The 23,600-nt window shown below is 63.3% G+C and carries 15 protein-coding genes; 12 read left to right on the plus strand and 3 right to left on the minus strand.

What is annotated here, in order from left to right; all coding sequences use genetic code 11:
- Positions 1-14 precede the first annotated feature (14 nt).
- From DKY63_RS00430 to DKY63_RS00440, 3 genes are all read right to left on the minus strand, one after another.
- Positions 15-1,199 (minus strand): lipid-transfer protein, encoded by a 1,185-nt coding sequence (locus DKY63_RS00430; protein ID WP_110962271.1) that lies wholly within the window; start codon positions 1,197-1,199, stop codon positions 15-17.
- Between the two features lie 28 nt (positions 1,200-1,227).
- Entirely contained in the window at positions 1,228-2,388 is a 1,161-nt protein-coding gene (locus DKY63_RS00435) for an acyl-CoA dehydrogenase family protein (protein ID WP_239499359.1), read from the minus strand.
- 236 nt (positions 2,389-2,624) lie between these two features.
- Complete coding sequence (locus DKY63_RS00440) at positions 2,625-5,429, minus strand: LuxR C-terminal-related transcriptional regulator (protein WP_110962273.1); 2,805 nt, start codon at positions 5,427-5,429, stop codon at positions 2,625-2,627.
- Positions 5,430-5,626: 197 nt separating this feature from the next.
- Between DKY63_RS00440 and DKY63_RS00445 the strand changes: the two genes are divergently transcribed.
- From DKY63_RS00445 to DKY63_RS00525, 12 genes are all read left to right on the plus strand, one after another.
- Complete coding sequence (locus DKY63_RS00445; RefSeq protein WP_110962274.1) at positions 5,627-6,781, plus strand: CaiB/BaiF CoA transferase family protein; 1,155 nt, start codon at positions 5,627-5,629, stop codon at positions 6,779-6,781.
- 50 nt (positions 6,782-6,831) lie between these two features.
- Positions 6,832-7,635, plus strand: a complete 804-nt coding sequence (locus DKY63_RS00450; protein ID WP_110962275.1) for an enoyl-CoA hydratase/isomerase family protein — start codon at positions 6,832-6,834, stop codon at positions 7,633-7,635.
- A gap of 27 nt (positions 7,636-7,662) precedes the next feature.
- Entirely contained in the window at positions 7,663-9,252 is a 1,590-nt protein-coding gene (locus DKY63_RS00455) for an acyl-CoA synthetase (protein WP_275428074.1), read from the plus strand.
- Positions 9,253-10,218: 966 nt separating this feature from the next.
- Positions 10,219-11,358 carry an acyl-CoA dehydrogenase family protein gene (locus DKY63_RS00480; RefSeq protein WP_110962277.1) on the plus strand — a complete coding sequence of 380 codons (1,140 nt, stop codon included), beginning with the start codon at positions 10,219-10,221 and terminating at the stop codon, positions 11,356-11,358.
- A gap of 27 nt (positions 11,359-11,385) precedes the next feature.
- A complete protein-coding gene (locus DKY63_RS00485) occupies positions 11,386-12,588 on the plus strand; it encodes a lipid-transfer protein (protein WP_110962278.1) in 1,203 nt (400 codons plus the stop codon).
- A 287-nt stretch (positions 12,589-12,875) separates the two neighbouring features.
- Positions 12,876-14,708 carry a DUF1302 domain-containing protein gene (locus tag DKY63_RS00490; protein WP_110962279.1) on the plus strand — a complete coding sequence of 611 codons (1,833 nt, stop codon included), beginning with the start codon at positions 12,876-12,878 and terminating at the stop codon, positions 14,706-14,708.
- Between the two features lie 26 nt (positions 14,709-14,734).
- The gene (locus tag DKY63_RS00495) at positions 14,735-16,102 is read left to right on the plus strand and encodes a DUF1329 domain-containing protein (RefSeq protein WP_110962280.1); all 1,368 of its coding nucleotides are present in this window, start codon (positions 14,735-14,737) and stop codon (positions 16,100-16,102) included.
- Between the two features lie 594 nt (positions 16,103-16,696).
- A complete protein-coding gene (locus DKY63_RS32835; protein WP_275428075.1) occupies positions 16,697-18,496 on the plus strand; it encodes a LuxR C-terminal-related transcriptional regulator in 1,800 nt (599 codons plus the stop codon).
- Between the two features lie 120 nt (positions 18,497-18,616).
- A complete protein-coding gene (locus tag DKY63_RS00510; RefSeq protein ID WP_110962282.1) occupies positions 18,617-19,969 on the plus strand; it encodes a coniferyl aldehyde dehydrogenase in 1,353 nt (450 codons plus the stop codon).
- Positions 19,970-19,996: 27 nt separating this feature from the next.
- A complete protein-coding gene (locus tag DKY63_RS00515; protein ID WP_110962283.1) occupies positions 19,997-21,082 on the plus strand; it encodes a Zn-dependent alcohol dehydrogenase in 1,086 nt (361 codons plus the stop codon).
- Positions 21,083-21,237: 155 nt separating this feature from the next.
- Positions 21,238-22,431 (plus strand): acyl-CoA dehydrogenase family protein, encoded by a 1,194-nt coding sequence (locus DKY63_RS00520; protein WP_110962284.1) that lies wholly within the window; start codon positions 21,238-21,240, stop codon positions 22,429-22,431.
- Positions 22,432-22,441: 10 nt separating this feature from the next.
- Positions 22,442-23,584, plus strand: coding sequence for an acyl-CoA dehydrogenase family protein (locus DKY63_RS00525; RefSeq protein ID WP_110962285.1), 1,143 nt, complete (start codon positions 22,442-22,444; stop codon positions 23,582-23,584).
- Positions 23,585-23,600: the final 16 nt, after the last annotated feature.

The following is a 23,600-nucleotide window of genomic DNA, read 5'->3' on the forward strand; positions in this document are numbered from 1 at the left end:
GATTCCCGGGCGTGTCAGTTTTTCTGGTACACGGTCACCACGCAGGCGCCGCCCAGGCCGAGGTTGTGCTGCACGGCAATGCGCGCGTTCTGCACCTGGCGCTGCTCGGCGGTGCCACGCAGCTGGTGGGTCAGTTCAAAGCACTGGGCCAGGCCGGTGGCGCCCAGCGGGTGGCCCTTGGAGAGCAGGCCGCCGGACGGGTTGGTCACCCATTCACCGCCATAGGTGTTGTCGCCATCGCAGACCAGTTGCTCGCCCGCGCCTTCGGCGCACAGGCCCAGGCCTTCGTAGGTCAGCAGTTCGTTCTGGGCGAAACAGTCGTGCAGTTCGATGACGTCGATGTCTTTCGGACCGATGCCGGCCTGGTTGTAGGCGATGTCGGCGGCCATGCGGGTCATGTCGAAACCGACCACGCGGATCATGTCCTTGGCGTCGTAGGTGCTCGGCAGGTCGGTGGTGAGGGCCTGGCCGGCCATCAACACATCGGTGCGCAGACCGTGCTTTTTCGCGAAGGCTTCAGAGACCACGATCGCGGCGGCGGCGCCACAGGTCGGCGGGCAGGCCATCAGGCGCGTCAATACGCCTTCCCAGAGCATCGGGGCGGCCAGCACCTCTTCGGTGCTGACCACGTTGCGGAACACCGCCAGCGGGTTGTTGGCGGCGTGACGGCTGGCCTTGGCGCGGATCTTGGCGAACGTATCGAGGCGGGTGCCGTACTTCTGCATGTGCGCATGGCCGGCGCCGGCAAACTGGCGGATGGCGGTGGGCAGATCGGGCATGCCCACCAGTTCATTGGTCAGTTTCAGGGCGCGCTCGGTGGCGGGCGCGCGGTCGGTCCAGGCCGACTTCAGGGCCCCCGGGTTCATCTGTTCGAAACCAAAGGCCAGGGCACAGTCCACCGCACCGCTGGCCACGGCCTGACGAGCGAGGAACAGCGCCGACGAACCGGTGGCGCAATTGTTGTTGACGTTGACCAGCGGGATGCCGCTCATGCCCACGCGGTACAGGGCCTTCTGGCCGCAGGTGGAGTCGCCGTAGACGTATCCGGCGTAAGCCTGCTGGATGTCGTTGAAGTCCAGGCCCGAATCGGCCAGGGCCTGGCGGATCGCCTGTTCACCCATGACGTCGTAGGGCTCGTTGGTTCCCGGTTTCTTGAACTGGATCATGCCGACGCCAGCCACGAATACTTTTTCGCTCATCGTGTTTTTCCTTGTTGTTTTTGAGGGGTCAGAGCTTGCGCGCGATCAATTCGCGCATGACTTCACTGGTGCCGCCGTAGATGCGATTGACGCGCATATCGACGAACGCGCGGGCGATCGGGTACTCCATCATGTAGCCGTAGCCGCCGTGCAGCTGGACCATGTCGTCGATGCATTTCCACAAGGTTTCGGTGGTGTAGAGCTTGGCGATGGCGGCTTCTTCGAGGGTCAGGCGCCGGCGCATGTGTTCGCCCAGGTAGTGATCGACCATGACCCGCATGGCGGTGGCCTGGGCCTTGATGTCGGCGAGCTTGAACTTGCTGTTCTGGAAGTCCCACACGGTCTGGTTGAAGGCCTTGCGGTCCTTGACGTATTCGGTGGTCTGTTCCAGCAGGCGCTCGAGTTTGGCGGCGGCGGAGATGGCGATGGAGAAGCGTTCCTGGGGCAGTTCGCCCATCAGGTAGGTGAAGCCCTGGCCTTCTTCGCCGATGCGGTTGGCCACCGGCACGCGGACGTTGTCGAAGAACAGCTCGGCGGTGTCCTGGGCGTGTTGGCCGACCTTTTCCAGCTTGCGTCCGTGCTTGAAACCGGCCCGGCTGGCTTCCACGGCGATCAGGCTGATGCCCTTGGCACCGGCGGTTGGATCGGTCTTGCACACCACGATCACCAGGTCGGCGGTCAGGCCGTTGCTGATGAAAGTCTTGCTGCCGTTGATCACATACTCGTCGCCATCGCGCACGGCGGTGGTGCGCACGGCCTTGAGGTCGCTGCCGGTGCCGGGTTCGGTCATGGCGATGGCGAGGATGATCTCGCCGGCGCAGATGCCGGGCAGCCATTTCTGTTTTTGTTCTTCGTTGCCACAACGATTGATGTACGGGGCGATGACGTCGGAATGCATGCCGAAGTAAGCGCCGCTGACACCGGCCCGGGCGAACTCTTCGTTGAACACCGCGCTGTGGCCGAAATCACCGCCGCCGCCACCGTATTCGGTGGGCAGGGTGATGCCGAGCAAGCCTTCGCGACCGGCCTTGAGCCAGGTCTCGCGGTCGACCTGACCGGCCTTGTCCCACTCGGCCTGGCGCGGCAGGCATTCACGCTCGAAAAAGCGTCGCACGGTGGTGCGGAACATCTCATGGTCGTCGCGGAAAACGGTTCGGGCGATGTGCACGCAAGACTCCTCAATGATCATGGACCGGTCTGGGCCGGACGCTGATACAAGGCGCGAGTTGCGCCTGTTGACTGAGGATTACGATAGGGCGGGGGGCTTGGACGAACGCCACCCGAGGTGGGTGGCGGGGCTTGAATCATCAGGTACAGCACAATCCCTGCAGGAGCGAGCCTGCTCGCGATGGCGGTGTGTCAGTCACCGGTGATGCTGGCTGTGCAGCCTCATCGCGAGCAGGCTCGCTCTCGCAATGTTTTTGTTTAAGTTTCCCCTTCCTGCGCTTCAAGGTCCCGCACCCGCGCCACCGCTTCATCGCGGCTGTTGACGCCGAGCTTGCTGTAGATATGGCTCAGGTGCCATTTCACGGTTTCCGGGGACAGGCCGAGGGCGCGGGCGATTTTCTTGTTGGGCAGGGCCTGGGCCAGCAGGCGCACGACTTCGATTTCACGCTCGCTCAACGGTTCGATGCCGGTGGCGTGGGGTTTTACCGGCGCCGTCAGGGTCGGTTTGCCGGTCGATATGGCGGGTGTCGAGACCTGCGCCGCTTGCAGGCGCTCGACATAAAACGCCAGCACCGGGTCCAGATTCTCTTCCTTGCCGGTGATGTCGCAGATCAGGTCCAGTGCATCGGGATGGGCGTCGAGCAGGCTGCGCAACATGCCCAGGCGTTGCCCGCGGCGCAGCGCTTCCATGACCTTGGCACGCGCAATCTGCGGATTGCCACGGCGGGTTTCGATCACGGCGCTCAGCACCATCAGGCGTACCGTGGCCAGCTGCCGACGCTGCAGGTCACAGGCTTCGGTCAGTCGATCAATGCGTTGCAGCGCACCGTCCAGGTCACCCTGGTGGATCTGCCAGCGCGCCCGGATGTTCTCGGTGAGGATGTTGATTTCCTTGAATGCGCTGGGTCCGATGTCGCGGTGCCGGGCATCGATCGCTTCCAGCCGGGCCAGTTTGGCCTGGGCGATGGCGGTCTCGCCGAGCAAGGTGTTCCAGTACACCTGCCAGGTCAGGCAGTAGGCCTGCAAGCGATCCAGGCCCAGCTTGATCGCGTATTCGTCGAGTCGGTCGATAAAGGCGAAGGCTTCCTGCTGGTTGCCGGCCAGCCACTGCACCTTCCACAGCACCTGGAGGACGCGCAAAACCGAGTCCGGAATGGAGATCCGCTCAAGAATATCGACCCAGCCCGCCAGCAGTTTGAACGCGGCGTCCAGGTCATTGATTTCGTAGAGCACCTCGCCCAGCAGGGCGGTGGCGAGATAGGTCGCATCGGTCCCGGCCTTTCCGCACTGGGCGGCTTCATGCAGCACGTCCCGGTAAACCCGCTCCGCCTGCTTCATCTGACCTTCCAGTGCGTGGCTCAAGCCGACCATGCACCGACCCTGGAGACTGCCCGCCGTAGTACCCAGCAGCGGTTCGCCATTGATCAGCAAGGCCGGGCGGTCGAGTTGCACCTGTCGGGCCCGTTCGTAGTCACCCCGGTGCATGTAGAGCCAGGACAGGATGTTGAGGCATGAGCCAATGGCGACGGCGTTGCTGCCCGCGGGCGGGTCGAGCAGTTGCGGCAACACCGTCATCGCGGCGTCGGTGTCATCGCGTTGCAGGGCCAGCGAGGCACGCAGCAGGGCGATCATGAAGCGGTCATGGACGTCACGCTCGGGAACGTCTCTGGACAGTTGCTCGAGGCTTTGGGCGCAAGCCGCGAAGTCCCGCGCATAAAGCTGCATCCGAGCCTTGAGAATGCGCAGCTTGACCCGCGCCTGTACCTGCTCGAAGGGCAGCAGCCGGACCAGTTCGATCAACATGCGCAGGTCGCCATGGGCATACAGCGCTTCGGCGTGCTGCTCCACCAGATCGGCAGCGGAGTCGGGGTCGCCGGCCATGACGGCATGGTGAACCGCTTCGTCCAGGTATTGGTGATCGTGAAACCAGACCCAGGCTCGTGTGTGCACCGCCTGTTGTTCGGTCGTGCTGCGCGAGTCGAAGTATTTGAGCAAGGTTTCGCGCAGCAGCGGGTGCAGGCGATACCAGGTTTCCCGTCCGGCACTGTCCACCGGGATCAGGAACAGGTTGTCGCGCTCCAGGCGCGCCAACAGAGTGCTGGCCGAGCTGACGGCCTGCGGATTGCCGCAGAGGGTGGCGCACAGCGAGGCGCAGAAACGGTTGCAGACCGCCATGAGCAGCATCAGGTCCAGATCGGTCGGCGTCAGGTGAGACAGCACTTCGACTTCGAAAAACTTCGCGAATGCCTGATCGTCGCGCAGTTGTGTCTGATCGCTGGCCGGTCGGTTTTTCTTGCGGCTGACCGCCAGCAGCTGCAGCCCGGCCACCCAACCGTCGGTCAGTTCGTGCATCTGCCGGGCGTCATGGGCACTGATGTCGCCCAGTTGGGCCTTGAGAAACTGTTCGGATTCGGCGGGAGTGAAGCGGAAGTCGTTCAGGTTCAATTCCAGTACCAGCTCCTGGCTGCGCAGGCGCGCCAGGGACAGCGGCACGGCACTGCGCGACACCAGCGCCAGGTGCAGGTTGACCGGCGCGTAGTCGATCAGCCATTGCAGGGCCTGGTGGATACCGACGTCGGTCAGGTGGTGCAGGTCATCGAGCACCAGCACCAGTTCGCGGCCACGGCTGGCGATGCTGCGCACCAGGGTGATGACGGTTCGTTCCACGGCTTCACTGTCGATGCCGCGCCCTTCCAGCTGGGTGGCTTCGTACACCAGGGACGGCTCGATCTGGCCGAGACTGGCCAGCAGATAATCGAGGAAGCGGGTCAATTCGTTGTCATCGGCGGACAACGTCAGCCATGCCACGTCAAAACCCAAGGGCAGCAGCGCCTGGCGCCAGGCGATCAGGGTCGAGGTCTTGCCGCAGCCCGCCGGCCCCTTGAGCACGATGCAGCGCTGACGGCGCGCCTTGAGCATTTGCTCCTGCAACCTGCCCCGGGAAATCAGGCGTGCGGCACTGCGCGGCGGTATCAGTTTGGTACTGACGATCGGCGACTGTGTCGGCACCGGGGCCTGACTGGAGGGCGTGTCCGTGGCGCTGGGTTTGCGGGGTTTGTCCATAAGTGATCCGAATCTTTTTTATTTTGGGAATGCACTGAATCCATTCGAGTGTAACCCAGAGCTTCAAAGACATGACCCCGTGTCGGGCGTCCGCCACCCGATGCGGGTGGTGGTCGGCAGTAACGGGATTGATCTACTGGACGGCATAAAAACAGGAGTGCTGCCTGGCGCTCCATCAGAACAACGGAGCGGCAGCAATGGGTGTACTGAGCGGCATTCGAGTGGTGGAGTTTGAAGCAATCGGCCCGGCGCCCTTTGGCACGATGCTGCTGGCGGACATGGGCGCCGACGTGGTGCGCATCGACCGCCCGGTCAAGGCCAGTGATCTGGGGCCACGGTTTGAAGGCAAGCGCGCGGACATCACCGGTCGCAATCGTCGCTCGGTGACTCTGGACCTGAAACACCCGGACAGTGTCGCCGTTGCCCTGGAACTGATCGAGCGCGCCGACGTGCTGATTGAAGGTTTCCGTCCGGGCACCCTGGAGCGGCTGGGCCTGGGGCCCGACGTGGTGCTGGCGCGCAACCCGCGCCTGGTCTATGCGCGCATGACTGGCTGGGGCCAGACCGGACCGATGGCCGAGCGCGCCGGGCATGACTTGAACTACATCGCCTTGTCGGGTGTGTTGTCAGGGATCGGCCCGGCCGGTGGCCGCCCGGTGCCGCCGCTCAATCTGTTGGGAGACTACGGTGGCGGCGGCATGCTGCTGGCCATGGGCGTGCTGGCAGCGCTGGTCAACGTGCAGCGTGGCGGGGAAGGGCAAGTGGTGGATGCGGCCATGACCGAAGGCGCGGCGCAGTTGGGTTCGGTGATCTGGGGCCTGCTGGCCGGTGGGCACTGGAACGAGCAGCGCGGCAGCAACCTGCTCGATGGCGGCGCGCCCTGGTACGACACCTACCAAACCCTCGACGGGCAGTACATGTCGATCGGGCCGATCGAGTCGCGCTTCTATGCGCGGATGCTGGAAATACTCGAACTGGCGGACGCGGATCTGCCTCCTCAACACGATCGTTCCGGCTGGCCGGCATTGCGTGAAGCCTTCACCCGGGCATTCCTGAGCCGCACCCGTGATCAATGGGCCGAAGCCTTTGCCGACAGTGACGCCTGCGTTGCCCCGGTGCTGGGTTTTGCCGAGGCCGCCGGGCATCCCCACAGCCGCGCCCGGGGCAGCTTCATCGAGGTCGATGGCGTCGTGCAGCCGGCGCCGGCACCCCGTTTCCTCGGCACGCCCACGGCGCAACCGCGCCCGGCCCCCGAACGTGGCGAGCACGGTCGAGCCGCGCTGCACGACTGGGGTTTCGATGCTGCGGCCATCGAGCGCCTGCGCGGACAGGGCCTGGGCTTGAAGGCCTGAACGCCCGCGAAACAACAAAAACAACATTGCGCAGCGCAGGAGTCAGGCCCATGGCCATTCAATTCAAGATCATCGAGCACGTGGCAGTCGTCACACTCGATGCGCAACCAACGAACAATACGCTGAGCGTCAGCGACCTGATGCACCTGCGCAAGACGCTGGTGGCGTGCCAGGACGATGAACAGGTGCGGGTCATCGTCCTGACCGGTGCCGGTGAGCGCGCGTTTTGCTGTGGCGCGAGCCAGAAAGAGTCGTCCTTGCCCGGGCGTGGCCACGTCGCCGGCTCATTGAAAAGCCGCGAGACCGAAGCCGAGGAGGGCGGCTACACACGTCTGTTCGACCTCAGCGACCTGGACATCTGGAAGCCGGTGATCGCCGCCATCAATGGCGCCTGTCTGGGCGGGGGCCTCGAACTCGCCCTGCAGTGTGATGTGCGCATCGCTGCGAGCGGGGCGACGTTCGGCTTGCCCGAAGTGCGGGATGCGACTATTCCGGCGGCTGGCGGCGTGCAGTATCTGATGCGCGCCGTAGCCACGGTCCACGCCATGAAAATGGCCCTGACGGGGGAGCCGATCAGCGCCGAGCACGCCTTGCGCATCGGCCTCATCGCAGAGCTGCTGCCTCAGGAAAATCTCCTGTCGACCGCTCTGGACCTGGCCGTTCGCATCGCGGCCAACGGCCCGCTGGCGGTGCAGTCGATCAAGCGACTGGCGCTGCAGGCAGCCCACATGGCACCCCGGGATTTCGCGTCCCAGGCCCACCTGCACTGGGGACTGCTGCGCGACAGTCTGGACCATGCCGAAGGGCGCGAGGCCATGGCCGAGAACCGTTCCCCCAAATACACCGGCGCCTGACGTTGCGTCATACCGCCGCGCGCGTCCTTGCCTGACAACAATAATTCACAGGAGAGCCACATGTATCTGACCCAAGGGCTGCACCGCATGCTGCAGCAACAACCCCATGCCCTGGCGACGGTCAATCGCGACCGGCGCCACACTTACGCGCAACTGACCGAGCGGGTCGCCCGTCTTGCCGGTGCCCTGCAAAACCTGGGCATGGCATCGGGTGACCGGGTGGGTCTGCTGGGCCTGAACTCCGACCGTTTCCTGGAGTATTACCTGGCCACCTGGTGGGGCGGCGGCGTGGTCAACCCGGTCAATATCCGCTGGAGCGTGCCGGAAATCGTCTACTCGCTGGACGATTGCGACACCCGCATCCTGTTAATCGACGACACTTTCCTGCCGATGGCCGAGGCCATCGCCGGCTCGGCCAGGGTACGGCCATTGCTGATCCACATCGGCGATGGTCCGGCGCCCGAGGGCATGTTGTCCTACGAGCAACTGATCCGTGAGGCGATACCGGTCGATGATGCGTTCCGCGGGGGCGACGACCTGGCCAGCATCCTCTACACCGGTGGCACCACCGGCAAGCCAAAAGGCGTGATGCAATCGCACATGAACCTGTGGACGGCGGCCGTGGCCCGCGCGGCGGATGTGCCGGTGCCGGCTGATGCGCTGACCCTGCACATTGCGCCGATGTTTCATCTGGCGGCGCTGTCGCGGGTGATCCTGATCTCGCTGCTCGGTTTGCCAAGCATCTTTGTCCCCGCTTTCGATGCCCTGGACGTGATGCAGACCATCGAGCGCGAGCGGATCACCGACATCCTGATCGTGCCGACCATGTTGCAGGCGCTGATCATGCACCCACAGTTCCCCCGGCATGACCTCGGCTGCCTGCGCAGCCTGACTTACGGGGCTTCACCGATTGCCGTGCCCTTGCTGGAAATGGCCCTCAAGGCCTTGCCCGACGTCGAGTTCACCCAGGGTTACGGCATGACTGAGGCGGCGCCGCCGATCACCGCCAACGGCCCGGAAAATCATGGACCCGAGGGCATCGCCAATGGCCGATTGCGTTCGGCCGGGCGGCCGGGACTTGGTGTGACCGTGCGCATCGTTGATGAGCACGACAATGAGGTTCCCAGGGGAACGGTCGGCGAAGTGGTGGTGCGCGGCCCGAACATCATGCTCGGCTACTGGAACAAACCCGAGGAAACCGCCCAGGTCCTGCGGGGCGGCTGGATGCACACCGGCGACGGTGCCTACATGGATGAGGACGGGTATCTCTACATCGTCGACCGCTTCAAGGACATGATCGTCAGCGGTGGCGAGAACGTGTATTCCGGCGAGGTCGAGAGTGCCATCGCCAGTCACCCGGCGGTCGCGGCCTGTGCGGTGATCGGCATTCCCTGCCAGCAATGGGGCGAGGCGGTGCATGCGGTGATCGTGCTTCGGCCGGATCAGAACGTGGTGGGCACGGAGATCATCGAACATTGCCGCCGCCAGATCGCCGGCTACAAGACGCCCAAGACCGTCGAGTTCCGCGCCGCCTTGCCGCTGTCGGGCGCCGGCAAGGTGCTCAAGCGCGACCTGCGCGAACCGTTCTGGGCCGGCAAGGACCGAGGCGTCAGCTGAGCACAAAAACCTGTAGGAGCGAGCCTGCTCGCGATGGCGGTGTGTCAGTCACTGTCGATGTTGAATGTGCCGGCCTCATCGCGAGCAGGCTCGCTCCCACAGTGATCGGTGGCGGTCGCCGGATTTGTGTTCGCTGAATATCAAAACTGTAGGAGCGAGCCTGCTCGCGATGGCGGTGGGTCAGTCACTGTCGATGTTGAATGTGCCGGCCTCATCGCGAGCAGGCTCGCTCCCACAGGGATCGGTGGCGGTCGCCGGATTTGTGTTCGCTGAATATCAAAACTGTAGGAGCGAGCCTGCTCGCGATAGCGGTGTGTCAGTCACTGTCGATGTTGAATGTGCCGGCCTCATCGCGAGCAGGCTCGCTCCCACAGGGATCGGTGGTGGTCGCCGGATTTGTGTTCGCTGAATATCAAAACTGTAGGAGCGAGCCTGCTCGCGATAGCGGTGTGTCAGTCACTGTCGATGTTGAATGTGCCGGCCTCATCGCGAGCAGGCTCGCTCCCACAGGGATCGGTGGCGGTCGCCGGATTTGTGTTCGCTGAATATCAAAACTGTAGGAGCGAGCCTGCTCGCGATAGCGGTGTGTCAGTCACTGTCGATGTTGAATGTGCCGATCTCTTCGCGAGCAGGCTCACTCCCACAGGGATCGGTGGCGGTCGCCGGATTTGTGTTCGCTGAATATCAAAACTGTAGGAGCGAGCCTGCTCGCGATAGCGGTGTGTCAGTCACTGTCGATGTTGAATGTGCCGGCCTCATCGCGAGCCTGCTCGCGATAGCGGTGTGTCAGTCACTGCCGATGTTGAATGTGCCGACCTCTTCGCGAGCAGGCTCACTCCCACAGGGATTGTGCGCTGCCGACCTTCCAGCGCTACCCGATCCGGGTGGCGAGTATCCCCACCCCCCTCAATACATTGGGCTCACGTACCAGGCGCACACCGGCCTGGCCATTCATTGGAGAGCCCGATGCATATCAACCGTACCGTGTACCGTGAAGACCACGAAATGCTGCGTGAAACCGCGCGGCGTTTCTTCGAGCGTGAATGCCTGCCCAAGCAGGCGCAGTGGGACGAGGCCGGGCAGGTCGACCGTGAGACCTGGCTCAAGGCCGGTCGCCACAACCTGCTGTGCCTCACCGTGCCGACCGAGTACGGCGGTGGTGGCGGTGACTTCGGGCACTCGGCGGTATTGATCGAAGAGCTGTACCGCGCCGGTGTCTCGGGCTGGAGCCTGGGGGTGCATTCGGACATCGTCGCGCCGTACATCGTGCGCCTGGGCACCGAAGAGCAGAAGCACAAATGGCTGCCGAAAATCTGCACCGGCGAAACCGTGCTGGCGGTGGCGATGACCGAGCCGGGCACCGGTTCCGATCTGAAGGCGATCCGCACCACCGCCGTGCGTGACGGCGACGAGTGGGTGATCAACGGCAGCAAGACCTTCATCAGCAATGGCCTGACCTGCGACATGGTGGTGGTCGTGTGCAAGACCGACCCGAGCGCCGGGGCCAAGGGGTGCAGCCTGATCATGGTCGAGTGCGACCGCGAAGGCTTCCGTCGTGGCCGCAAGCTGGAAAAGGTCGGCCAGCACGCCGCCGATACCGCCGAGCTGTTCTTCGACAACGTTCGCGTACCGGTGGGCAATCTGCTGGGCGAGGAAAACCGCGGCTTCATGCACCTGATGGAAGAGTTGCCCCAGGAACGCCTGGTCATCGCCCTGTACAGCGCCGCCAAGCTCGAACGCCTGCTGGAGCAGACCGTCGAGTACGTGAAGGACCGCAAGGCTTTCAACCAGACCGTGTGGGACTTCCAGAACACCAAATTCAAGCTGGCCGACATCAAGGCCCAGGCCACCGCCGTGCGCCTGACCATCGACCACTACATCGGCGAACACATGCGTCGCCGCCTCACGGTGCAGGAGTCGGCCATCGCCAAGCTCTTCGCCACCGAGACCCTGTGCAAGTGCATCGACGACATGGTCCAGCTGCATGGCGGCTACGGCTACATGATGGAGTACCCGATCGCCCGGGCCTTCGTCGACATGCGCGTGACGCGGGTCTTCGGTGGCACCAGCGAAGTACTGCGCGAACTGATCGCGCGCCAGTTGTGATCCTCCCCCTCATTTTCAGGTGACAGCATGAGCGAAAAAGTACTGGTGGCCGGGGTTGGCATGATCCCGTTCCGCAAGCCCAGCGACAGTCCGACCTATGTACAGATGGGCGCCGAAGCGGTGCGCCTGGCCCTGGCCGATGCCGGGATCGATTACCGCCTGGTCCAGGAGGCGTACGCCGGTTACGTCTATGGCGATTCCACCTGCGGCCAGACCGTGCTCTACGAAGTGGGCATGACCGGGATCCCGGTGGTCAACGTCAACAACAACTGCTCCACCGGTTCCACCGCGCTGTTTCTGGCGCGCAAGGCCATCGAGTCCGGCGCCGTCGATTGCGTGTTGGCGGTGGGTTTCGAACAGATGCAGGCCGGGGCGCTGAAGTCCCACTGGGATGACCGCCCGCCGACCCGCGAGCGCTTCCTGCCGATCTTGCGTGGCCTGACCGCCGACATGGAGGGCATGCCTCAGGCCATCCGCACCTTTGGCGGTGCGGGACGTGAGTACATGCACAAATACGGCACTAAAGTGCAAACCTTCGCCGCTGTACGCGCCAAGGCCAGCCGCCATGCCGCCAACAACCCGCTCGCCTTGTTTCGCAAGGTGCTCAGCGTCGAAGACGTGATGAATGACCCGGTGATCCTGCCGGGTGTCATGACCCGCCTGATGGCCTGTCCGCCCACCTGCGGGGGTGCCGCAGCGATCCTGGTGTCCGAGCGTTTTGCGAAAAAACATGGCCTGCGCCGTGACGTGGAAATCGTCGCCCAGGCGATGACCACCGACACCCCCGAATCCTTCAATTTCGAACAGCCATCAATGCTCGATTGGGTCGGCACCCACATGACCCATGCCGCTGTGAGTCAGGTGTACGAGAAGGCTGGGGTCGGTCCGCAGGATATCGATGTGTGTGAACTCCACGACTGCTTCGCCCAGAACGAAGTGATCTGCTACGAATCCCTGGGCTTTTGCCCCGAGGGTGGCGCCGAGAAGTTCGTGATGGATGGCGACAACACCTATGGCGGACAGATCGTCGTCAATCCGTCCGGCGGCCTGCTGTCCAAGGGGCACCCATTGGGCGCCACCGGCCTGGCGCAGTGCTTTGAGCTGACCCGACAACTGCGCGGCAACGCCGAGCAGCGTCAGGTCGACGGCGCGCGCCTGGCCATGGCGCACAACCTCGGGCTGGGCGGCGCGTGCGTTGTAACCCTCTATGGAAAAACCACTGGGCTTTGACGGGCAAAAAACTTGTAGGAGCGAGCCTGCTCGCGATGGACTCAAGCACACCGCGTTTAACCGGTAAGCACGCGTCATCGTTGACGACCATCGCGAGCAGGCTCGCTCCTACAGGGTATGTGTGTCACCGAGCGTAACGCCCGCCGGGCGCATCTCGATCCGGGCTGTTACGCCACCCAAAACCTTGTGAAAACGCTCGATCCAAATCACCCGTTCGGGTGTGAGGAGCCGAAGGGAGCCTCGCTAGCATGGGCTCTCACCACGCCATCCTTAACCGGAGAAACCGCATGACAAAAACAACAATGCGCGGAGTCTTCCAGCCGAGTCTTCTGACCGTAGCTGTGACGATTGCCATTTGCGCGAGCACTCAAGCTCACGCCGTTGATTTCAACATCGGGGAGATTCAAGGGTCGTTCGATTCATCGCTGTCGGTCGGCGCCAGCTGGTCGACGAGCGACCCGGACAAGCAGTTCATCTCCAACTTCAACTCCCAGGGCGTGACCGGGGGCGAGTCCGCCTCGCGCACCACCGACGACAACCGCCTGAACTTCAAGAAGGGCGAGACCTTCTCGAAGATCTTCAAGGGCGTGCACGACCTGGAGCTGAAATACGGTGACAGCGGTGCCTTCGTGCGCGGCAAGTACTGGTACGACTTCGAGCTGATGGACGAGCACCGGCCGTTCTATGACATCGATGACAGTGGCCGGGATCGCGCCGCCAAGTCCTCGGGCGCGATGTTCCTCGACAGCTTCGTCTACCACAACTACAACCTCGGCGATCAGGTCGGCAACGTGCGCCTGGGCAAGCAGGTGGTGAGCTGGGGCGAAAGCACCTTCATCGGCAACTCGATCAACAGCATCAACCCGGTGGACGTGGCGGCCCTGCGCCGCCCCGGCGCGGAAGTGAAGGAAGGCCTGATCCCGGTCAACCTGCTCTACGTGTCCCAGGGCCTGGCCGACAACATCACCGCCGAAGCGTTCTACCAGTTGGAGTGGGAAAAGTCGGTGGTCGACAACTGCGGCACCTTCTTCGGCAGCGACGGCGTACCGCAAGGTTGCAACGACCGCCTGGTGGTGGCCGGCCTCGACCTGCCACCGGGCGTGGCGCGCAACACCGGCGGCAACGCGGCCATCGCCGCCGGCACCGACGATGCGTTCATCCCGCGCCTGAAGGACAACGATGCCCGCGACGGCGGCCAGTATGGCCTGGCCTTGCGCTGGTACGTGCCGGAGCTCAACGACACCGAGTTCGGCGCCTACGCCATGAACTACCACAGCCGCAGCCCGTTCCTGAGCATCAACCAGATGACCAGTGCCGCCGGCGGCGTGACCTCGGCGCGCAGCGTGCGCTACTTCATCGACTACCCGGAAGACATCCGCCTGTACGGCCTGAGCTTCCAGACCAACGTCGAGGGCGTGTCGCTGGGTGGCGAGGTCAGCTACCGGCCGAACATGCCGCTGCAACTGAACACCGCCGACCTGCTGTCGGCCGCCACCTTCGGCGCCACTTCGCCGCTGATCACCACCGGTTTCGCCGGGCGCAACCTCGGCGCCGAGGTCAACGGCTACAAGCGCATGCCGGTGACCCAGGCCCAGGTGACCGCCACGCAGTTCTTCGATCAGGTGCTGGGCGCCAGCCGCCTGACCCTGGTGGGCGAGGTCGGCTACAACCACATCGGCGGCCTGGGCAAGGCCGACGGCTCGGACCTGCGCTTCGGTCGCAGCCCGGCCTTCGGTTCCGGTGAGCTGCAAGGCCCGGCTGGCGCCGCGACCTGTGCCGGCACCGCCGTGGGCCTGCCCAACGCCAGCAACCCGGCACAGGAATGCAACGACAACGGCTTCTACACCAGCAACAGCTGGGGCTATCGCCTGCGCGGCAAGCTCGATTACCCGAACGTGATCGCCGGCATCAACCTGTCGCCGAACCTGGCCTGGTCCCATGACGTCGAGGGTTATGGCCCGAACTTCGATGAAGGTTCCAAAGCCGTCAGCCTGGGGCTGGATGCCGACTACCAGAACACCTACACCGCCAGCCTGAGTTACACCAACTACTTCGGTGGCGATTTCAATACCAACGTCGATCGTGACTACGTCGCGCTCAGCTTTGGCGTGAATTTCTGATGCAGTCCTGCCAGAGGTATTTAGAGATGAACACACGTATTTTTCTGCGCGCTGGCGCACTGAGTCTGTCGCTGCTGGCCAGCGGTGTCATGGCTGCCGTCACCCCACAGGAAGCGGCCCAACTGGGCACCACCCTGACGCCTTTGGGCGCCCAGAAAGAAGGCAATGCCGATGGCAGCATCCCGGCCTGGACCGGTGGCCTGAAGCCCGGCGCGGCAGCGCTGGACAACGGCTTCCTCGGTGATCCGTTCGCCGGTGAAAAACCGCAGGTGGTGATCACCGCCGCCAACGCCGAGCAGTACAAGGACAAGCTGACCCCGGGCCAACTGGCGATGTTCAAGCGCTATCCGGACAGCTACAAAATCCCGGTGTACAAGACCCAGCGCACCGCCGCCAACCCGCAGAACATCTATGACATTGCGAAAAAGAGCGCGGTGACCACCCAGCTGACACCCGACGGCAACGGCCTGCTGAACTTCGCGCAAACCCGTTACTACCCGTTCCCGATTCCGAAAAATGGCGTGGAGGTCTACTGGAACCACACCAACCGTTATCGCGGCGGCAACATGGAGCGCCAGGCGGCCCAGGCCGCACCGCAAACCAACGGTTCGTACTCCATCGTCGAGTACGAAGACAAGCTGGCGTTCCCGCAATTGATGGACGGCGTCGAGGGCGGGCAGGGCGATAACGTCCTGTACTACTACAAGCAGGAAATCACCGCACCGTCGCGGATGGCCGGCAGTGTGGTGCTGATCCACGAGACCATCGACCAGGTCAAGGAGCCGCGTCTGGCGTGGGTCTACAACGCCGGCCAGCGCCGCGTGCGTCGTGCACCGCAAGTGGCCTATGACGGGCCGGGCAACGGTTCCGACGGCATGCGCACCGCCGACAACACCGACATGATGAACGGTGCGCCGGACCGTTATGACTGGAAGCTGGTGGGCAAGAAGGAGCTGTACATCCCCTACAACAACTACCGCTTGCAGTCGCCCAAGTTGAAATACGACGACATCATCAAGCCGGGGCATATCAATCAGGACCTGACCCGTTACGAGCTGCATCGGGTCTGGCATGTCGAGGCCACGCTCAAGCCGGGCCAGCGTCACGTGTATGCCAAGCGCGACATGTATTTCGACGAAGACACCTGGCAACTGGCGGAGGTCGATCACTATGACGGCCGCGGGCAGCTGTGGCGGGTGGCGGAAGGTTATGCGTTGAACGACTACGAGCGCGGTGCCTCCAACTTCGCCATGATGGGGATCTATGACCTGATTGCCGGCCGCTACAACGTGCTGGCGATGACCAACCAGTCCAGGCATGCAACCACATACGGCATGACGGCGAAGATGACTGACTTCACTCCGTCGGCGCTGCGTAACGCCGGGATTCGCTGAACGCCCTTCTGTAGGAGCGAGCCTGCTCGCGATGGACTCGATAACACCGCGTTCACTCAGCACAAACGCGTAATCGTTCACGACCATCGCGAGCAGGCTCGCTCCTACAGGGGATAACCACCTGATGCGGGTGGCGCGCGAATCGGCTGGCGGGCCAATGATGGAATCCACTGTCCATCGGCGAGGTCCGTCATGTTTGTGCCACGGCCGCATCTTTGCGATGCACTCAAGGGCGCGCAGCATCGATTGTTATTGCTGTGCGCACCTGCAGGTTTCGGAAAAACGGCGTTGCTGCGCGAGTATTTGCAGGGTGACGCAGCGTCGGGGCGGGTGGTTTGGCTGGGGTTGGGTGGGCAGTCGCAGACCGTGGAAAGTCTGACCTTGAAGCTGGCTGGCGAGCTTGGAATGACGCCTGACCGGCTGCTGGTATTTCTCGGATCTGGAAATGTGGTGTCTGATCTGGCGCCATCGCGAGCAGGCTCGCTCCTACAGGGGAGTGCGGTCAACTGTAGGAGCGAGCCCGCTCGCGATGAGGCCAGCCCTGGCGATGAAGATCCAAGACTTCACCTTGTCTTTGATGATCTCCCCGCCCAAATGCCCGTCGACCTGAACCATTGGTTCGACCAACTGCTGTCCCTGCAAAACCCCCGCCTGCAAATACTGGTCACCTGCCGCCAGCGCCCCGACTGGAACCTGCCGCGCCTGATGCTCGACGGCCAATTGTTCGAGCTGGATGCCAGCCAACTGGCCCTGCGCCCCGATGAATTCGAAACGCTGATCGATGGGCTCGCACCCGACGCCGATGCCGCATCGCGGGAACGGCTCTGGCATGCAACCGGCGGATGGTGTGCCGGTGTTCGGCTGTCGTTGCCACTGTCCGGAGGGTCGCCTTTGCTCGGCCAATTCCTCCAGCGAGAAGTGCTGTCGCGCCTGAGCGATGAACAGCGGGACATCCTCTTCGGCCTGGCCCATTTGCCCAAGGCCAACGCCGATTTTTGTGCGCAACTCTGGGAAGGCCGGCAGGCAGACCGGGTGTTTGACAGCCTGTTGGCCGGCCAGGTTTTTCTGTGTCCCGTCGACCAGCGACCCGGCTGGTTCCGTCTGTTGCCGGCCGTGGCCCAGGCCCTGCAAGGTCAGTTGAGCGGAGCACCGTTGAACCGCTTGCGCCTGCGCGCCTGTCAGCTGCTCAGCGTTTCGGGGCATGTCGACGATGCGGTCGAGCAAGCCCTGTGCGCCGGCCAGCCGGAAGTGGCGGCGAACTACATGGAACGCCTGTGGCTCAGCTGGATACTCAGCGAGCGCCATCTGAGCAGACTCATGGACTGGCGCGAGCAAATCGAACCGCAACTGCTGCACAGCAGCCCGCGACTGATCTACCTGTGCGCCAAGGCGCTGTTGTTCAGCGGTCGGCTGAAGGAAGCCGAAGAGTGTCTGCAGCGCCTGGGGCACTTTCTGCCGTTGCCCGACCCGCAGCGTCATCGGCGCCTGCTGGCCAACTGGCAGGCCTTGTTCGGTACCTTGCACGCCCTGCGCGGCAACACTGATAAGGCACGTCTGCATTGCCACGCCGCACTCGGTTACCTGACGGGCGAGGACTGGTTGTCGGTGTTGTTGTGTCACTGCACATTGGCGCGCTCCGCCATGAAAACCGGGGAACTGACCGAGGCCCAGGTCTTGCTGGAGCATTCCCTGGAGCTGGCCCGGCGTCGGGGCAGTCGCGAAGCCGAAGTGCTGGTGAATGTGGACCGGGTGCGCTTGATGTCGCTCCAGGGACAGGCAGGGCTGGCCCAATCGTTGTTGCGCACTGAACTGCAACGCCTGGCCGACGGCCGGAGCTCGCCATCTCCATTGCTCGGTCGGTTGATGTTCCTGCAAGGTGAATGGCTGGTGCAGCAGGGGCATTTGGGAGAGGCCGGGCAGGTGGTGCAAGCCGGGCTGTTGCAGGTTCGTGATTGCTGCGCGCCTTTCGTGCTCGATGCCTACCTGCTGCTGTCCGAGATCGCATCGCGTCACGATGACTCGGAACAAGCCCACCTGCTGTTGGACGAAGCCGAAAGGCGCATGCACTGGGGCAAGATTGACCGCGCCTGCTATCAGGGACCGATCGCCCTGCAAAAGGCCCGGAACCAGGCCCGTGAACACGCCGGAGACACCGACAAACCTGCCGTACGCCGCATCACCGGCGTACCGGACTATCAGGACGATCTGACCCCCCGCGAGATGTCAGTGCTCAAGCTGCTGGCCGAAGGCATGTCGGTGCGCGAAGTCGGCCATCGCCTGTTCATCTCGGTCAATACCGTCAAGACCCACGCCAAGAACATCAACGTCAAGCTTGGCGCCTGTCGTCGTACCCAGGCCATCAACAGCGCCAAGGCCATGGGCCTCCTGGCATGAAAACCGCCACCACCTGATCCGGGTGGCGGCTTGGTGCCGGCGTTGGTCAACCATGCAGCCAGACCTTACGCATCGCGGTCTGATCGCGACCGCGAGCCGAGAACAACAAGAGAGGTAGTGATGAGCGCCATCGAGCATTCGACGAGCTGTGAAATCCGCACGATCCTGGAAAAACAGAGAGCGGCCTTCCTGGCCAATGAGCCCTGGACCCTCGAGCAACGCTGTGAGCTGCTGGACCGTGCTATCGGTCTGCTGGTCAGCCACGAGCAGGAGATTATCGAGGCCCTGACCGCTGACTTCGGTCATCGCAGCCCTGGCTTTTCCAGGGGCAGCGAAGTGCTGTCGCCACTGGCTTCGCTCAAGCAGACCAAGGCCGAACTGGCCGACTGGATGCGCCCCGAACAGCGTCAGGCCCGGGCCGGCGAAGCCTGGGTGCAATACCAGCCGCTGGGTGTGGTGGGCATCGTCACCGCCTGGAACGTGCCCGGCTACATGGTGTTCAGCGGTCTGGCCGGTGCCCTGGCCGCCGGCAACCGAGTGATGATCAAACCCTCGGAATTCACCCCGCACACCTCGGCCCTGATTGCCCGGTTGATCCGCTCGGTGTACGCCGAAGACGAAGTGGCGGTGGTGCTTGGCGCCGCCGATGTCGGCCAGGCGTTCTGCGGTCAGCCGTTCGACCATTTGCTGTTCACCGGCGCCACCAGCATTGGCAAGCACGTGTTGCGTGCGGCAGCGGACAACCTGGTGCCGGTGACGCTGGAGCTGGGCGGCAAGTCGCCGACGATCATTTCCCGCACGGCGGACTTCAAGGACGCGGTGGCCAAGACCGTCATTGGCAAGCTGCTCAACGCCGGTCAACTGTGCGTGGCGCCGGACTACGTGTTCGTGCCCCGGGAATCGGTGGATGCGTTCATCGCGGTGGCCAAGGCAGTGGTTGGCAAATTCTTCCCGACCCTCAAGGACAACCCCGAGTACACCTCGATCATCAACAGCCGCCACTACGAGCGTTTGCTGGGCTACCTGAGTGAAGCACGCGAGGCCGGTGTCGAACTGATCGAACTCAACGCGGCGGGTGAGGATTTCAGCGAGGGGGCACGGAACAGGATCGTGCCGACCTTGTTGCGCAATCCCGGCGACGATCTGCAAGTGATGCAGGACGAGATTTTCGGTCCGCTCCTGCCGATCAAACCCTACGACACCCTCGAGGAGGTGATCGCCCGGATCAACGCCCGGCCACGTCCTCTGGCGCTGTACTACTTCGGTAACGATGCCGCCGAGGAAGCCCTGGTGCTGACCCGCACCTGCTCCGGCGGCGTGACCCTCAACGGTGTGATGAGCCATGCCAGCACCGAGGGCCTGCCGTTCGGCGGCGTGGGCCACAGCGGCATGGGCGCCTATCACGGTATCGATGGGTTCCGCACCTTCAGCCACGCCAAAGCCATCCTTCGCACAGCGCCCAACCCGGCCTGATCCCCGTTCATTGTTGAGAGAGTTGCCATGAAAGCTGCCGTATTCCACCAGGTTGGAGCCCCGCTGGTCATTGAAGAAGTGGGCATCAGCAAACCGGGCCCGCGCGAGGTATTGATCCGCACCAAGGCCGTGGGGGTCTGCCATTCTGACTTGCACGTCATCGACGGCTCGTTTCCCTATCCGGGGCCGATGGTGTTGGGCCACGAAGCGGCCGGCGTCGTCGAACAGGTCGGCTCCGAAGTGCGTTCGGTCAAGCCCGGTGATCACGTCGTCACTTGCCTGACCGTGTTCTGCGGTCATTGCGATCACTGCGTGACCGGCCATCTGGCGCGCTGCGTGTCGCCGGAAACCAAGCGTGGCAAGGATGAAGAGCCGCGCCTGACCTACGTGCAAAAACCGATGCCGCAATTCGTCAACCTGTCCGGTTTTGCCGAACAGATGCTGGTGCACGAAAACGCCTGCGTGGCCATCCGTCGTGACATGCCGCTGGACCGCGCCGCCCTGTTGGGATGCGCTGTCACCACTGGCACGGGCGCGGTGTTCAACACCGCCAAGGTGCGTCCGGGGGAAACCGTGGCCGTGATCGGTTGCGGCGGCATCGGCCTGGCCGCCATCAACGGCGCGGCGCTGGCCGGGGCAGGGCGGATCATCGCCATCGACATGCTCGATTCCAAACTGGAGCTGGCCAGGCAATTTGGCGCCACCGACGTCATCAACGGCCGTGACGGCGATGCCGCCAAACAGGTCATGGAACTGACCCGTGGCGGGGTGCACCACGCCTTCGAATGCATTGGCCTGAAGCAAACCGCCGAACAAGCCTTTGCCATGCTGGCCCGGGGCGGCACCGCCACCGTGATCGGCATGCTCAAGCCGGGCCTGAAGATTGAATTGGACCCACTGCAGTTGCTGCACGAACGATGCATCCAGGGTTCGCTGATGGGCTCCAACCGTTTCCCGGTAGACATGCCGCGTCTGGTGGATTTCTACATGGCGGGCAAGCTCAAGCTCGATGAAATGATTTCCCAGCGTATTCGCCTGGAGCAGATCAATGAGGCGTTCGATGAGTTGCGCCGTGGCGAGTTGGCGCGTTCGGTGATCGTTTTCAACGACTGAGCCCCTGCATACCGATGACCCTGTAGGAGCGAGCCTGCTCGCGAAAAGCCGAGAACGCCAAGGGGTGTCAGGGAGCCAGCGTTATCGTTGGCGACCATCGCGAGCAGGCTCGCTCCCACAGGGATTGTCGTCGTATTCGAAATTGGAGTTGATTGATGGACATACATTTCACGCCCGCCGAACGCGCCTTCCGTGAAGAGGTTCGGGCCTACCTGCGCGATCACCTGCCAGCCGAGTTCTCCCAACGCATTTCCCAAGGCAAACGCCTGAGCAAAGACCATCAGGTGCAGTGGATGCGCACCCTCAACCGTCAGGGCTGGCTGGCGCCGGGCTGGCCGGTGGAGTTCGGTGGCACCGGCTGGAGCGATGTGCAGAAGCACATTTTCGACGAAGAGTGCTTTGCCGCCGGCGCGCCCAAAGTGGTGTCCTTCGGGCTGAAAATGGTCGCGCCGGTGATCATCAAGTTCGGCACCGCCGAGCAGAAGGCGCGCTTTCTGCCGCGCATTCTCAGCTGTGAAGACTGGTGGTGCCAGGGCTATTCGGAGCCGGGTGCGGGATCGGATCTGTCATCGTTGAAGACCCGCGCCGTGCGCGACGGTGATCACTACGTGGTCAACGGCCAGAAAACCTGGACCACCCTGGCGCACTTCGCCGACTGGATGTTTTGCCTGGTGCGCACCGACCCCGAGGCACGCCAGCAACGGGGCATTTCCTTTGTGCTGATCGACATGAAGACGCCGGGTATCACTGTGCGTCCGATCATCACCCTCGATGGCGAGCATGAAGTCAACGAAGTGTTCTTCGACAACGTGCGGGTGCCGGTGGCGAATCTGGTCGGCCAGGAGAACGAAGGCTGGACCTGCGCCAAGTATCTGCTGACCCATGAACGCACCAGCATTGGCGGGATTGCCCAGAACAAGGCGCTGCTCGGCCGCCTCAAGCGCATCGCCAGCCAAGAGGTGCGAGAGGGGCGGCCGCTGATCGAAGACCCTCTGTTCCGAGCGCAGATCGCCGAGGTCGAGATGCAATTGATGGCGGCGCAAATGAGCAACCTGCGCACTCTGGCGGCTGCCAGCGAGGGCGGCGTACCCGGGGCGGAAAGTTCGTTCCTGAAGATCAAGGGCACAGAGATCCGCCAGGCGATCACTTGGCTGATCAGCAAGGCCGTTGGCCCTTATGCGCTGCCGTTCATTGAAGATGAACTCGGTTACGGCAGCGAGCCATTGCTCTACACCGACTACAGCAGTGCGGCGACCTATCAATACCTGGATGCGCGCAAGGCCTCGATTTACGGTGGGGCCAACGAGATCCAGAAGAACATCATCGCCAAAATGATTCTCGAGCTGTAAGGGGCCGACCATGGATTTCAAACTGACACAAGAGCAACTGATGTTGCAGGACACCGCTGCGAGGCTGGTGCGTGACGCCTACGGCTTCGAACAACGCGAGGCCTTCAGCCAGCTTGAACACGGGTTCAGCCACGAGTTCATGCAGCAATTGGCTGACCTTGGCCTGTGCGCCGTGCCGTTTGCCGAAACCTATGGCGGGTTCGGCGGCAGTGGTGTGGAAACGATGTTGATCATGACCGAGCTGGGGCGTGGCCTGTGCCTTGAGCCCTACCTGCATTCGGTGATTTTCGCCGGGGGGCTGGTCGCGCAGTTGGGTAGCGAGGCGCAGAAGCAGAGGTTGTTGCCGGCACTGGGCAGCGCCGACTTGCAAATGGCGGTGGCGGTGGATGAGCCGCAGAGTCACTACCAGCTACAGGATGTGCAAACCGTCGCGCAGCCGGTGACCGGTGGCTGGAAGCTCAATGGCCGCAAGTCCGTGGTGGTCGGCGGGCAGAGTGCCGGGCTGATTCTGGTATCGGCTCGCACCAGCCATGGAGTCAGGGATGAGCAGGGCATCAGTCTTTTTCTGGTTGATCCGCGTGAAGCTGGTGTGCGCCGGCGTGCCTTCCCGACCATGGACGGACGCATGGCCTGCGACCTCTACCTGGAAGACGTGTTCGTCACCAGCGACGCGGTGCTGGGTGAAGTGGGGCGGGCGTTGCCTGCGCTGCGTTACCAGCAGGGTCGCTGCATTGCCGCGCAGTGCGCCGAGGCCGTCGGCAGCATGGAAGCGGCTTGCGCCTTGACCCTCGACTACCTGAAGACGCGCCAGCAATTCGGCCAGCCGATCGGCAAGTTCCAGGTGTTGCAGCACCGAATGGTGGACATGCGCATCGAACTCGACCAGGCCACTTCCATGACCCTGATGGCGGCCTGTGTGGCGGATCAGGCGGACAGTGATGAGCGCAGCCGTGTGCTGGCGGCGGCCAAGTTCATCGTCAGTCGTGCCGGCCGGTTCGTGGCCGATCAGGGGATTCAGCTGCATGGAGGGATCGGGCTGACGTGGGAGTACATGCTGTCGCACCATGCCAGGCACTTGCTGATGGTGGCGCGGCAGTTTGGTGATGATGATCATCACTTGCGGGTTTTTGCGGGGTTGATGGAGGTCGCCTGAGCCCCGAGCTGAACAC

The organism is Pseudomonas putida, from assembly GCF_003228315.1.
GTDB lineage: Bacteria > Pseudomonadota > Gammaproteobacteria > Pseudomonadales > Pseudomonadaceae > Aquipseudomonas > Aquipseudomonas putida_S.

Coding starts and splice junctions, on each gene's coding strand:
- DKY63_RS00430 (WP_110962271.1), bottom strand. CDS start 1,199: ATGAGCGAAAAAGTATTCGTGGCTGGCGTCGGCATGATCCAGTTCAAG.
- DKY63_RS00435 (WP_239499359.1), bottom strand. CDS start 2,388: ATGATCATTGAGGAGTCTTGCGTGCACATCGCCCGAACCGTTTTCCGC.
- DKY63_RS00440 (WP_110962273.1), bottom strand. CDS start 5,429: ATGGACAAACCCCGCAAACCCAGCGCCACGGACACGCCCTCCAGTCAG.
- DKY63_RS00445 (WP_110962274.1), top strand. CDS start 5,627: ATGGGTGTACTGAGCGGCATTCGAGTGGTGGAGTTTGAAGCAATCGGC.
- DKY63_RS00450 (WP_110962275.1), top strand. CDS start 6,832: ATGGCCATTCAATTCAAGATCATCGAGCACGTGGCAGTCGTCACACTC.
- DKY63_RS00480 (WP_110962277.1), top strand. CDS start 10,219: ATGCATATCAACCGTACCGTGTACCGTGAAGACCACGAAATGCTGCGT.
- DKY63_RS00485 (WP_110962278.1), top strand. CDS start 11,386: ATGAGCGAAAAAGTACTGGTGGCCGGGGTTGGCATGATCCCGTTCCGC.
- DKY63_RS00490 (WP_110962279.1), top strand. CDS start 12,876: ATGACAAAAACAACAATGCGCGGAGTCTTCCAGCCGAGTCTTCTGACC.
- DKY63_RS00495 (WP_110962280.1), top strand. CDS start 14,735: ATGAACACACGTATTTTTCTGCGCGCTGGCGCACTGAGTCTGTCGCTG.
- DKY63_RS32835 (WP_275428075.1), top strand. CDS start 16,697: ATGCCCGTCGACCTGAACCATTGGTTCGACCAACTGCTGTCCCTGCAA.
- DKY63_RS00510 (WP_110962282.1), top strand. CDS start 18,617: ATGAGCGCCATCGAGCATTCGACGAGCTGTGAAATCCGCACGATCCTG.
- DKY63_RS00515 (WP_110962283.1), top strand. CDS start 19,997: ATGAAAGCTGCCGTATTCCACCAGGTTGGAGCCCCGCTGGTCATTGAA.
- DKY63_RS00520 (WP_110962284.1), top strand. CDS start 21,238: ATGGACATACATTTCACGCCCGCCGAACGCGCCTTCCGTGAAGAGGTT.
- DKY63_RS00525 (WP_110962285.1), top strand. CDS start 22,442: ATGGATTTCAAACTGACACAAGAGCAACTGATGTTGCAGGACACCGCT.